The sequence below is a fragment of the Burkholderia sp. BCC1993 genome (genome assembly GCF_905339865.1).
Lineage (GTDB): Bacteria > Pseudomonadota > Gammaproteobacteria > Burkholderiales > Burkholderiaceae > Burkholderia.
The window spans coordinates 231,349-243,753 of the sequence record NZ_CAJPGZ010000002.1; the positions used below are offsets into that span (position 1 = coordinate 231,349).

Below are 12,405 nucleotides of genomic sequence, written 5' to 3' on the forward strand. Positions count from 1 at the left end.
GAGGACACAAAATCGTCGAACGCGTCTTCTGCCGTGCTGTTGCGTTTTATCCACGCGCGGGCGACGTCGCGTCGGCCGAATGGAGGTTGACGATGCGGTCGGACCGCCGCTTCCGACGTGCGGCGCGGCTGCGTGAGCCGGCCGCCGCGCGGCGGGACTGCATGGGCTTCCCATAATCGGCTTCCTGCCCGGGTTCCCATGGCCGGCTCCCATTGATGATTCCGACCGGCCGGTAGGTCAATGGCTGGCCGCTTGTCGCAGGCGAATCCGTCGGCACCCCGCGTCGATCGTCGGATCAATTCAGCAGACACCATATCGCGAGGAACGGCGCGTTGCCGGACCGCATCGCATGCAGCGCGCCGGGCGGATTGTGGATGCCGCCGCCGATCCCGGGATCGAACCATGCGCCGTTTTGCTGCCGGAATTCGCCGGCGGTCATGAGCACGTACGCTTCCTCCGGTGCGTGACCATGATCCGGATATCTGACGCCGGGCATCATCAACGAGAAGCCGAGCTGAATGTCGTCGCGGCTTTCGGCGCCGCCGGGCCCGCAGATCATCCCGTTCACGTGCCCGTCGATGTAGTTCGGGCTGCCGTCCTTGCCCGACGTGCGACGCGACCAGCCGATCTCGGGTTCGAGCACCTTGATCAGCCGTGCGACGGTGGCGAACGCCGGGTCGACGCGTGCGACCGACTCGAGCGCCGGGTCGAGCCATTCGCAGGCGGGGTAGCGCACCGCGAGCCGCGTGCCGTTATCCGACGGGGTCTGCAACCGCGCGAACACTTGCGGCGCGAATGCACGCGCGGCGGGCGGAAGCTTGTCCGATTGAAACAGATCGCCGGCGACCCGGACGAAATCCGCGATGTGCTTCGGGCGTTCACTCATCCTGGTCTTTGCTCCGTTGCTCGCTTGGCCTGATGAGATGGAAGTCTACGGAGAAACGTGCCGACCCGGACAGCGAAAAAGGGCGGCCGATTTGGTGCTGGCCGCCATGCGCGTGCCGCGGTTGCCGTCCGGCCAGCGGCACGCGCCGCAATCGACGGCACATCACGCTGCCGCCTTCGGACTGCCGGGGCCGCAGCAGATTCATATTGAAATGGACCTGTGCGTATGCGAATTCGTACAGCTTGCGCTGTTCGTCCGACGGACGGCCGTCGCCGACGAGCCAGGTGCGGGAGATGTCCGAGCAGTAACCGTTCGGCCCGACCAAGTCGGTGTCGAACGCGAGCAGGTCGCCCGCCTGCAGCACCCGCGACGAACACCGATCCGGACACGTGCGAACAAGGCCCGTGAGCGTGCCGTGCGCGTTGCCTGCCGCCGGACTAGAGCTCCAGCACGAGGTCCGACGTCGGGCGGCTGCAGCAGAGCAGCCGGAAACCCTTCTGCACTTCCCGGTCGCGAATTCCGCCGTTGTGCCGCATGTCGACCGTGCCGTCGAGCACCTTCGTTTTGCACGTGCCGCAGATGCCCTGGCTGCAGGACGACGGAATCGCGACGCCGGCCTTTCTCGCTGCCGACAGCACGGTGTCGGCGGCGTTCATCGTGAACGTCTTCGACGAGCGCGCCAACCTGACCGTGAAGGTTTCCGACGACGATTCGGCAGCGGGGGCGGCCAGTGTCGGCGCGACGCCGGCGCCGATGTCGAAGCTCTCCTGGTGATAGCGTGCGGGATCGTGTCCGCCGCTGCGCAGGACGTCGCGCACGGCATTCATGTAGCCCGCCGGGCCGCAGGTGAACGCTTCGCGCTCGGCGTAGTCGGGCACCTGTTCGGCAAGCAACGGCAGGCTGAGCCGGCCGATCGGTCCCGGCCAGTGCGCTTCATCGCCGGCACCTTCACAGACGAAGTACGTGCGAAGGCGCGGCGACAGCGCCTCGAGCCGCTGCAGCTCCTTGCGGAACACGATATCGGCGGGCGTTCTCGCGCTGTGGACGAACACGATGTCCAGGTCGAGCCCGAGATCGATGCTCGCACGCGTCATCGACATCAGCGGCGTCACGCCCGAGCCGGCGGACAGGTACAGCAATTTTGCGGCGGGTGCCGCCGTCGGCGTGAAGCTGCCCGACGGGCCGTAAGCCGGTAGCTGGCTGCCGGGCTTCATGTTGTCGTGCAGCCAGTTCGACATGATGCCGCCGAGCACGCGCTTGACCGTGATGGACACCAGATAGGGACGCGTCGGCGGCGACGAGATCGTGTAGCAGCGCTCGACCGGCTGGCCGTCGACGTTCGCCGACACCGTCATGAACTGGCCGGGTTCGAAGCGAACGGGCGAGCCGTCGCCTACACGGAACTCGAAGCTCCTGACGTCATGCGTCTCGTCGACGACGCGGCAGCACGTCAGCATCTGCTGTTCGCCGCTCGCCCAGGTTCTTCCGGTGCTGTCCCAGGTGCCGGGATCGGAGAGTCGGTCGTATGCTTCGGGTGCGGGATCGAACCTGCTGTCTACGGAGTTCATGGCATCGCTTCCTTGGGGCGCGTCACACGTTCGATGTGCGCGCAGTCGTTCGCGAAAGCCGGGCCTCGATGACGGGCGTGCATCGCGCCTCGTTCCGATGGTTCGCTCCGTACCCGGATTGCCTTCGCTGTGCGCCGAGTATTGGCGGGCCCTGAAACAGCGTCAATGCGCTTTATTTTCCGGGCGGCATTACCTCAGGTTATGCGTGACGTGTGTCCGCACGAACAGCGGCCCGACCGTCAACGACGAGGCCATAGCCGATGAATCTCTTGCATGCGATGTTGACCGAATAGAGGGTTAACCCCTGATTCTCTGCCGGCACGCCGATTGCGCGTCGCGTGTGCTGAAAACGGCACCCGAACCGCCCCGCCCGGACGCCCGTTTCCGCCATCGCCCCGCGCATCGCGTGGCCGGTTTTGTCACCATGTGGGCCGGATATGACAATGGAAAACCGCCGGCGCGGCATTACGATGGGCCACGACGTCGCCTGGCGCTGGCCGGTTTTGCCGCAGCCGCCCGGGCCGCGCGCCTCATTCACCGCCTGATTTGGAACATCGACCATGAGCTATAACGCCCCTGTCAAGGACATGCTGTTCGTGCTGAAGGAACTCGCGGGCATCGACACCGTTGCGCAGTTGCCGGGTTTCGAGGAAGCCGGCTACGACACGGCGCAGGCCGTGCTCGACGAATCCGCGAAATTCTGCGGCGAGGTGCTGGCGCCGCTGAACGTCGAGGGCGACCGCAATCCGAGCAGCTGGAAGGATGGTGTCGTGACCGCGACGCCGGGTTTCGGCGCCGCATTCCGCCAGTTCGTCGAAGGCGGCTGGCAAGGTCTGCAGCATCCGGCCGAATACGACGGCCAGGGGCTGCCGAAGCTGATCGCGACGCCGTGCATCGAGATGCTGAACGCGGCAAACCTGTCGTTCGCGCTGTGCCCGCTGCTCACCGACGGCGCGATCGAGGCGCTGCTGACCGCCGGCACCGACGAACAGAAGCAGCGCTACGTGCCGAAGCTGATCTCGGGTGAATGGACGGGCACGATGAACCTGACCGAGCCGCAGGCCGGTTCGGACCTGGCGCTGGTGCGCTCGCGCGCCGAGCCGCAGGGCGACGGCACGTACAAGGTGTTCGGCACGAAGATCTTCATCACGTGGGGCGAGCACGACATGGCGGACAACATCGTCCACCTGGTGCTCGCGCGCACGCCGAGCGCGCCGGAAGGCGTGAAGGGCATTTCGCTGTTCATCGTGCCGAAGTTCCTGGTCAACGACGACGGCTCGCTCGGCGCGCGCAACGACGTGCACTGCGTGTCGATCGAACACAAGCTCGGGATCAAGGCGAGCCCGACCGCGGTGCTGCAATATGGCGATAACGGCGGCGCGATCGGCTACCTGATCGGCGAGGAGAATCGCGGCCTCGAATACATGTTCATCATGATGAACGCGGCGCGCTTCGGCGTCGGGATGCAGGGGATCGGCGTGGCCGACCGTGCATACCGGCAGGCCGCGGAATTCGCGAAGGAGCGCGTGCAGAGCCGCCCGGTGGACGGGTCGGCCAAGCAGTCGGTGACGATCATCCATCACCCGGACGTGCGCCGCATGCTCGGCACGATGCGCGCGCTGACCGAGGGCGCGCGGGCGCTCGCGTACGTCGCAGCCGCGCACAGCGACATTGCCCACCGCCATTCGGACGAGGCGACGCGCACGCGTCATCAGGCAATCTACGAATATCTGGTGCCGGTCGTGAAGGGCTGGAGCACGGAGATGGTGAACGACGTGGCGAGCCTCGGCGTGCAGGTGCACGGCGGGATGGGCTTCATCGAGGAAACCGGCGCCGCGCAGTACTATCGCGACGCGCGGATCCTGGCGATCTACGAAGGCACGACCGCGATCCAGGCGAACGACCTGGTTGGCCGCAAGACGATGCGCGACGGCGGCGCGGTGGCGAAGGCGCTGATCGCGGAGATCGGCGACACCGTCGCGGCGCTCGGCAAGGTCGACGGCGCGGCAGCCGCGTCGATGAAGGCGCAGCTGGAGAAGGGCGCGCGCTCGCTGTCGACGGTGGTGGACTACGTGGTCGCGAACGTGAAGCAGGACCCGAACGCGGTGTTCGCGGGCAGCGTGCCGTACCTGAAGCTGGCGGGCGTGGTGCTGTGCGGTTGGCAGATGGCGCGCGCGCTGCTGGCGGCGCACGCGAACCGCGCGAGCGACACGGCGTTCTTCGATGCGAAGATCGCGATCGCACAATGCTATGCGGAACACGTCCTCGTGCAGGCAGGCGGGCTCGAAGCGTCGATCGTCGGCGCGAAGGGCAACGAGAGCGTGCTCGCGTTGACGGAAGACCAGTTCTGACCGTAACGGTCGGGGCGCAGGAGGAGACAGGATTTTGACCACACAGGACTTGCTCGCGCAATACGGCCCGCGCGAATCGATGGAATACGACGTCGTGATCGTCGGCGGCGGCCCGGCCGGGCTGTCGGCCGCGATCCGGCTCAAGCAGCTGGCCGCCGAGAAAGGCACCGAGATCGGCGTGTGCGTGCTCGAGAAGGGTTCCGAGATCGGCGCGCACATCCTGTCGGGCGCGGTGATGGACCCGCGCGCGATCACCGAACTGTTTCCGGACTGGAAGGAACAGGGCGCGCCCTTGAACGTCGAGGTGAGCGAAGACCGCTTCCTGTTCCTGTCCGAGAACAGCGCGGTCACGACGCCGAACTGGGCGCTGCCCGCCAACTTCCAGAACCACGGCAACTACGTGATCTCGCTGGGCAACGTCACGCGCTGGCTTGGGGCACAGGCCGAGGCGCTCGGCGTCGAGATCTTCCCGGGCTTCCCGGCCGCGGAAATTCTCTACAACGACGACGGCTCGGTCAAAGGCGTCGCGACCGGCAACATGGGCGTGGGCAAGGATGGCGAGCCGACCGAGAACTTCCAGCTCGGCATGGAACTGCACGCGAAGTACACGCTGTTCGCCGAAGGCTGCCGCGGCCATCTCGGCCGTCAGCTGATCTCCAAGTTCAAGCTCGACGCGAACGCCGATCCGCAGGCGTACGGGATCGGCATCAAGGAACTGTGGGAAATCGACCCGGCGAAGCACAAGCCGGGCCTCGTGATCCACACGGCCGGCTGGCCGCTGAAGTCCGATACCTACGGCGGCTCGTTCCTGTATCACATGGACAACAACCAGGTCGTGGTCGGCTTCGTGGTGGGCCTCGGCTACACGAACCCGTACCTGTCGCCGTTCGAGGAATTCCAGCGCTACAAGACGCATCCGTCGATCCGCGCATTCCTGGAAGGCGGCAAGCGCGTGTCGTACGGCGCGCGGGCGATCACGGCGGGCGGCCTGCTGTCGCTGCCGAAGACGGTGTTCCCGGGCGGCGCGCTGATCGGCGACGACGCGGGCTTCCTGAACGCATCACGGATCAAGGGCAGCCACGCGGCGATCAAGACCGGCATGCTGGCGGCCGATGCCGCGTTCGACGCGCTGCAGGCCGGTCGCCAGAGCGACGAGCTCAACGCGTACCCGGATGCCTTCAAGCAATCGTGGCTGTACACGGAGCTGTACCGCGCGCGCAACTTCAAGCAGTGGATGGCGAAGGGCCTGTATCTCGGCACGCTGATGGTCGGGCTGGAACAGAAGCTGATGGGCGGCAACGTGCCGTGGACGCTGCACCACAAGCATGCGGACCACGAGATGCTGAAGCCGGCATCGCAATGCACGCCGATCGAGTACCCGAAGCCGGACGGCAAGCTCACGTTCGACCGGCTGTCGTCGGTGTTCATCTCGAACACGAACCACGAGGAGAACCAGCCGGCGCACCTGACGCTGAAGGACGCGAGCGTGCCGGTGAACGTGAACCTGCGGACCTACGCGGGACCGGAGGCGCGCTTCTGTCCGGCCGGCGTCTACGAGTTCGTCAAGAACGACAGCAACGAAGATCGCCTCGTGATCAACGCGCAGAACTGCGTGCACTGCAAGACCTGCGACATCAAGGACCCGACGCAGAACATCGTGTGGGTCACGCCGGAAGGCGGCGGCGGGCCGAATTACCCGAACATGTAACGCAACGCATCCCCGCGCCCGCGGGCGCGAACGAACCGGAGTGAGACGATGAGCAATGCAGCGAAGGAAGTCGTGGTGGTGAGCGGTGTCCGTACCGCGATCGGCGATTTCGGCGGGAGCCTGAAGGATTTCTCGCCGACCGATCTCGGCGCGAAGGTCGTGAGCGAAGTGCTGTCGCGCGCGAACGTGCCGGGCGATGCGGTCGGGCATGTCGTGTTCGGCCATGTCGTGAACACCGAACCGAAGGACATGTATCTCGCGCGCGTCGCGGCGATCAACGGCGGCGTCGCGCAGCACACGCCGGCGCTGACCGTGAACCGTCTGTGCGGCTCCGGTCTGCAGGCGATCGTGTCGGCCGCTCAGACGATCATGCTCGGCGACGCCGACGTCGCGATCGGCGGCGGTTCGGAGAACATGAGCCGCGCGCCGTACACGGTGCCGGCCGCGCGCTTCGGCCAGCGCATGGGCGACGGCAAGCTCGTCGACATGATGCTCGGCGCGCTGCATGACCCGTTCCAGACGATCCACATGGGCGTGACCGCCGAGAACGTCGCCAAAAAGTACGGCATTTCGCGTGATGCGCAGGATGCGCTCGCGCTCGAATCGCATCGTCGCGCGGCGCGCGCGATCGCCGAAGGCCGCTTCAAGGACCAGATCCTGCCGATCTCGATCCGCACGAAGAAGGGCGAGGTCGCGTTCGACACCGACGAGCACGTGCGTCTCGACGCCGGCCCGGACGATTTCACGAAGCTGAAGCCGGTGTTCGTGAAGGAGGACGGCACGGTGACGGCCGGCAACGCGTCGGGGATCAACGATGCGGCCGCCGCGGTGCTGATGATGAGCGCGGACGCCGCGCGCGCGCAGGGCGTGAAGCCGCTCGCGCGTCTCGTCGCGTACGCGCATGCGGGTGTGGATCCGGCGTACATGGGCATCGGCCCGGTGCCGGCCACGCAGAAGGCGCTCGAGCGCGCGGGCCTGAAGATCACCGATCTCGACGTGATCGAGGCGAACGAGGCGTTCGCCGCGCAGGCATGCGCGGTCACGCAGGAGCTCGGCCTCGATCCGGCCAAGGTCAACCCGAACGGCTCGGGCATTTCGCTCGGCCACCCGATCGGCGCGACCGGTGCATTGATCACGGTCAAGGCGCTGTACGAGCTGAAGCGCATCGGCGGGCGTTACGCGCTCGTGACGATGTGTATCGGCGGCGGCCAGGGGATTGCGGCGATCTTCGAGAACATCTGATAATCGACCGCTCAGCATCCGAATACACAGGAATCGTCATGGCAATCGAAACCGTCGGCGTCGTGGGCGCCGGAACCATGGGCAACGGCATTGCGCAAACCGCGGCCGTTGCAGGACTCAACGTCGTGATGATCGACGTCAGCGACGCGGCGCTCGAGAAGGGCGTCGCCGCCCTGAAGGGCAGCCTCGAGCGGCTCGTGTCGAAGGACAAGCTCGACGCCGGCGCACGCGACGCCGCGCTCGCGCGCATCACGACGTCGACCGACTACGCGAAGCTCGCCGCGGTCGACATCGTGATCGAAGCCGCGACCGAGAACGTCGAGCTGAAGAGCCGCATCCTGAAGCAGATCGAGTCGGTCGCGCGGCCCGACGCGATCATCGCGACCAACACGTCGTCGATCTCGATCACGTCGCTCGCGGCGCTGCTCGCCGATCCGTCGCGTTTCGTCGGCATGCACTTCTTCAACCCGGTGCCGCTGATGCCGCTCGTCGAGATCATCCGCGGGCTGCAGACGAGCGACGCGACCGCGTCGGCGGTGCGCGCGCTGACCGAGCGTTTCGACAAGTCGCCGATCGGCGTGCGTAACGCGCCGGGCTTCGTCGTGAACCGGATCCTCGTGCCGATGATCAACGAAGCGTTCTTCGTGCTGGCCGAAGGCATCGCGTCGGCCGAGGAGATCGACGCAGGGATGAAGCTCGGTGCGAACCATCCGATCGGGCCGCTCGCGCTGGCCGATCTCGTCGGGCTGGACGTGTGCCTCGCGGTGATGGACGTGTTCCTGAAGGACTTCGGCGACACGAAGTATCGTGCGTGCCCGCTGCTGCGCGAGATGGTGTCGGCAGGGCGCCTCGGGCGCAAGACGGGGCGTGGGGTGTACGACTACAGCAAGTAAGCGGCGCATCAGTGCCTCTTCGCGCGGCCGCCTTCGGGCGGCCGCGTGCTTTGCGCGACGCGCTTATGCGTCGAGCGCCGCCAGGTCTCGCGGCAAGGGACGCTTGAACATCGCGAGCATCTGCCGGGCCGCCCTGCCGAGAGCCGGCCCGACGGCCATGTGCGCCGTCGAATGCGCGTCTTCCTGGTAGTTTCCCTTAAGTCCCCTCGTCGGGATTTTCCCCTAGCGCACCCCTGCGCACGCCACGCACGCCGCCTCGGCGCAATTCTCGTCCAATCCCGCACAGCCGCACCGGCACTGGTTTTCACGTCATTCGCACGGTTTCGGGGCAGTCATGCCTTTTTGCCCATCTTCGATGCATTACCAAAGGTATGGAAAAGCGCACAGAAAATGTATCTGGAGCGACGAAATTGGATTGATACGCTGCAGTCACTGAATCAGCGCCGTCAACCACGCGAGCGCGGCATCGAGCTCCGGCAGCAAGCGGGCAATCGATGGCGACACGTGCGGAGTTCGCGGTTTCCGTTACCAGTTAGTCGGGATGACAGAATGGCCCCAAATCTGACGTTTGCACCGGGCGACGTACTTCCCCCCGGAGCAATCTCCACCGACGGCGCGCCGTCGATCGCCCGGTCGAGCATCGCGACCGGAACCGACATCCTGACCGTCAAGCACCTGTCGAAGATCTTCGGTCCGAAGCCCGAGCGTGCGATCGAGCTGATGAAGCGCGGCGTCGGACGCAACGAGATCTTCGCCGAAACCGGCAACATGGTGGCGGTCGACGACGTGAGCCTGAGCGTGCGGGCCGGCGAGATCTTCGTGATCATGGGGCTGTCGGGCTCCGGTAAATCGACGCTGGTTCGTCTGCTCAACCGGCTGATCGAGCCGACGTCCGGGCAGGTGGTGCTCGAAGGCCGCGACATCGCGCCGATGTCGACGCCGGAATTGCGCGACGTTCGACGCCAGAAGATGGCGATGGTGTTCCAGTCGTTCGCGCTGCTGCCGAACCGGACCGTGCTCGACAACATCGCGTACGGGCTAGAGGTCGCGGGGATCAAGAAAGCGCAGCGCTACGAGGTCGCACGTGCCGCGCTGGAGCGCGTCGGGCTCGGGTCGTACGAGAAACTGCTGCCGAGCGAGTTGTCCGGCGGCATGCAGCAGCGCGTGGGGCTCGCCCGCGCGCTGGCGGTGAATCCGTCGGTCCTGCTGATGGACGAGGCTTTCTCCGCACTCGATCCGCTGATCCGCTTCGAAATGCAGAACGAGCTGCTGCGCCTGCAGAAGGAAGAGCAGCGCACGATCGTGTTCATCTCCCACGATATCGAGGAAGCGGTGAAGATCGGCGGCCGTATCGGCATCATGAAGGACGGCTGCCTGATCCAGGTCGGCACACCCGCGGAGCTGATCCAGACACCGGCGGACGCGTACGTGCAGGACTTCTTCCGCAACGTCGACGTGTCGCGCTTCCTGAAGGCGTCGAGCATGATGACGAAGGTCGAGCGCGGGCTGCTTCAGTGCGACGCGGGGACGCCATCCGACCGCTACCTGAACCAGTTGATCGACAGCGGCGCGGAATGCGGCTACGTGTGCGACGAGGCCGGCCATTACCTCGGCTGCGTCACGGCCGCCACACTGCACCGGTCCGGTGCCCGGCCGATTCGCGAGGCATTCCTGCCGGACTTCAATGCGGTGTCGATCGATACCGATCTGCATCGGCTCGCGTCGATCGCGCTGACCCGGCAGCACGACGTGCCGGTGACGGACGCAGCGGGACAACTGGCGGGCGTCGTGTCCTGCCGGACGATACTCAAGCAGATGATGCAACGGAGGGCAGCATGAACGCGTCGGTGATCGGGAAGTTCGCGGAAGACTTCGTCAACTTTCTGTTTCTGCATTTCCGCGGTGGTTTCGACACGTTTTCGGCGGGGCTCGGCGCGGTCGTGAAGCTGCTCGAAGACGGTCTCGCCGCCGTGCCGTTCATCGCGATGGTCGTGATCATGGTGGGACTCGCGCTGTGGCGCCGCGGCATCGTGTTCTCGATCTTCGTCGGCTTCGCGCTGCTCGTCATCCATTACATGGGCCTGTGGGCACAGACGGTATCGACGCTCGCGCTCGTCACCGCGGCGACCTTCTTCAGCCTCGTGATCGGCGTCCCGCTGGGGATCTGGGGCGCGCGCAACAACCGGATCGGCATGATCCTGCGCTCGCTGCTCGACTTCATGCAGACGATGCCCGCGTTCGTGTACCTGATCCCGGCCGTGATCCTGTTCGGGCTCGGACGCGTGCCGGCGGTGATCGCGACGATCGTGTTCGCGATGCCGCCCGTCGTGCGGCTGACGACGCTCGGCATCCGGCAAGTCCGCGAGGAACTGATCGAGGCAGGGCGCTCGTTCGGCAGCACCGACTGGCAGCTCCTGTGGAAGATCCAGCTGCCGAACGCGCTGCCGTCGATCATGGCCGGCGTGAACCAGACGATCATGATGGCGCTGTCGATGGTGGTGGTCGCGTCGATGATCGGCGCGGGCGGCCTCGGCGAATACGTGCTGAGCGGGATCCAGCGTCTCGACATCGGGATCGGCTTCGAAGGCGGGCTGGGCGTCGTGCTGCTCGCGATCGTGCTGGATCGCCTGACGGAGAGCTTCGGCGTGAAGGCGAAGAAGAAGGCAAGGCCCGCCGCGCGTGCAGGCAAGGCCGGTCCGCGTGGCGCGGCACGCACCTGACGGACACGGCGGTCGAAGGCATTTGAAGGACGATGAAGCGCCGCGGCCACGGTGCCGCGGCGGAACCGGTGTAGCAGTGCATGGAGACCAGAAACGCCGACCGAAGGCGTTCCTCACCTTTGAAAGATTCGCGTGATTAACAAGGAGTACTAGATGAATACCCATACGTTCAAGTCGCTTCTGGCGAAACTTGTGGTGTCGACGGTGGTGGCCTGCAGCGCAGGTGTGGGCGCGGCATCGGCGGCCGAGCCGGTCAAGATCGCGGTGACCAACTGGGCGGACGTGCTCGCGGTGGCGAACGTCGCGAAGTACGTGCTCGAGACGCAACTCAAGCAACCGGTGCAGTTCGTCCAGGCCGACATCGGCATCCAGTACCAGGGTGTCGCGCGTGGCGATCTCGACATCATGGTCGGGGGCTGGCTGCCGGTCACGCACGGGACCTACTACGCGAAGTACAAGAACGACCTGGACGACGTCGGCATCATCTACACCGGCGGCAAGAACGGCTGGGCGGTACCGACCTACATTCCCGAATCGGAGCTGTCGTCGATCGCCGACCTGGCCAAGCCGGAAGTCAAGAGCAAGCTGAACGGCACGATCCAGGGCATCGAGCCGGGCGGCGGCCTGATGCAGGCATCCGAGAAGACCATCAAGGCGTACAACCTGGACGGCTACAACCTTCAGGCGTCGAGCGAGGCCGGCATGCTGGCGAGCGTGTCGCGTGCGTACCAGTCGAAGCAGTGGATCGTTGCAACGGTCTGGAGCCCGCACTGGCTGTTCCAGAAGTGGCAGATGCGTTACCTGAAGGATCCGAAGGGCACGCTGGGCGGCGAAGAGCAGATTCATGCGTTCGCGTCGAAGAAGTTCGGGGGCAAGTTCCCGCGCGCCGACGTGTTCTTCAAGCACCTGAAGCTGACGCTGGCCGACGTCGAGGCGATCGAGTTCGAGGGGAACAGCACGAACGACTACGCGAGCGCCGCGAAGAAGTTCGTCGATGCACACCCGGAGAAGCTGAAGGCCTGGCTGCAGCAGTAAGG

The 12,405-nt window shown here is 65.8% G+C and carries 10 protein-coding genes and 1 pseudogene; 7 read left to right on the top strand and 4 right to left on the bottom strand.

Going from position 1 to position 12,405, the window contains the following annotated elements; translation table 11 throughout:
* Positions 1 to 295: 295 nt before the first annotated feature.
* From U4Y91_RS03865 to U4Y91_RS03880, 4 genes and pseudogenes are all read right to left on the bottom strand, one after another.
* Positions 296 to 886, bottom strand: coding sequence for a dimethylsulfoniopropionate lyase (locus U4Y91_RS03865; RefSeq protein WP_321803414.1), 591 nt, complete (start codon positions 884 to 886; stop codon positions 296 to 298).
* Positions 879 to 1,268: pseudogene (locus U4Y91_RS03870) on the bottom strand (M24 family metallopeptidase); the annotation flags it as partial. The pseudogene U4Y91_RS03870 and the gene U4Y91_RS03865, both read right to left, overlap by 8 nt.
* 55 nt (positions 1,269 to 1,323) lie before the next feature.
* A complete protein-coding gene (locus U4Y91_RS03875; RefSeq protein WP_321803416.1) occupies positions 1,324 to 2,454 on the bottom strand; it encodes a hybrid-cluster NAD(P)-dependent oxidoreductase in 1,131 nt (376 codons plus the stop codon).
* A 199-nt stretch (positions 2,455 to 2,653) separates the two neighbouring features.
* Positions 2,654 to 3,016, bottom strand: a complete 363-nt coding sequence (locus U4Y91_RS03880) for a hypothetical protein (protein ID WP_321803419.1) — start codon at positions 3,014 to 3,016, stop codon at positions 2,654 to 2,656.
* On the opposite strand from U4Y91_RS03880, the gene U4Y91_RS03885 reads away from it, so the two are divergent.
* From U4Y91_RS03885 to U4Y91_RS03915, 7 genes are all read left to right on the top strand, one after another.
* Positions 3,015 to 4,805, top strand: a complete 1,791-nt coding sequence (locus U4Y91_RS03885; protein ID WP_321803421.1) for an acyl-CoA dehydrogenase — start codon at positions 3,015 to 3,017, stop codon at positions 4,803 to 4,805. The two genes, U4Y91_RS03880 and U4Y91_RS03885, sit on opposite strands and share 2 nt — an antisense overlap.
* 79 nt (positions 4,806 to 4,884) lie before the next feature.
* Positions 4,885 to 6,513 (top strand): electron transfer flavoprotein-ubiquinone oxidoreductase, encoded by a 1,629-nt coding sequence (locus tag U4Y91_RS03890; RefSeq protein ID WP_415750446.1) that lies wholly within the window; start codon positions 4,885 to 4,887, stop codon positions 6,511 to 6,513.
* A 48-nt stretch (positions 6,514 to 6,561) separates the two neighbouring features.
* On the top strand, positions 6,562 to 7,755 hold the full coding sequence (bktB, locus tag U4Y91_RS03895) for a beta-ketothiolase BktB (RefSeq protein WP_321803425.1): 1,194 nt from the start codon (positions 6,562 to 6,564) through the stop codon (positions 7,753 to 7,755).
* 38 nt (positions 7,756 to 7,793) lie between these two features.
* Positions 7,794 to 8,648 carry a 3-hydroxybutyryl-CoA dehydrogenase gene (locus tag U4Y91_RS03900; RefSeq protein ID WP_321803427.1) on the top strand — a complete coding sequence of 285 codons (855 nt, stop codon included), beginning with the start codon at positions 7,794 to 7,796 and terminating at the stop codon, positions 8,646 to 8,648.
* Between the two features lie 549 nt (positions 8,649 to 9,197).
* Complete coding sequence (locus tag U4Y91_RS03905; protein ID WP_321803429.1) at positions 9,198 to 10,487, top strand: glycine betaine/L-proline ABC transporter ATP-binding protein; 1,290 nt, start codon at positions 9,198 to 9,200, stop codon at positions 10,485 to 10,487.
* A complete protein-coding gene (locus tag U4Y91_RS03910) occupies positions 10,484 to 11,368 on the top strand; it encodes a proline/glycine betaine ABC transporter permease (RefSeq protein WP_321803431.1) in 885 nt (294 codons plus the stop codon). Before U4Y91_RS03905 ends, U4Y91_RS03910 begins: the two co-directional genes overlap by 4 nt.
* Before the next feature lie 153 nt (positions 11,369 to 11,521).
* Positions 11,522 to 12,403 (top strand): glycine betaine ABC transporter substrate-binding protein, encoded by an 882-nt coding sequence (locus tag U4Y91_RS03915; protein ID WP_321803433.1) that lies wholly within the window; start codon positions 11,522 to 11,524, stop codon positions 12,401 to 12,403.
* Positions 12,404 to 12,405: the final 2 nt, after the last annotated feature.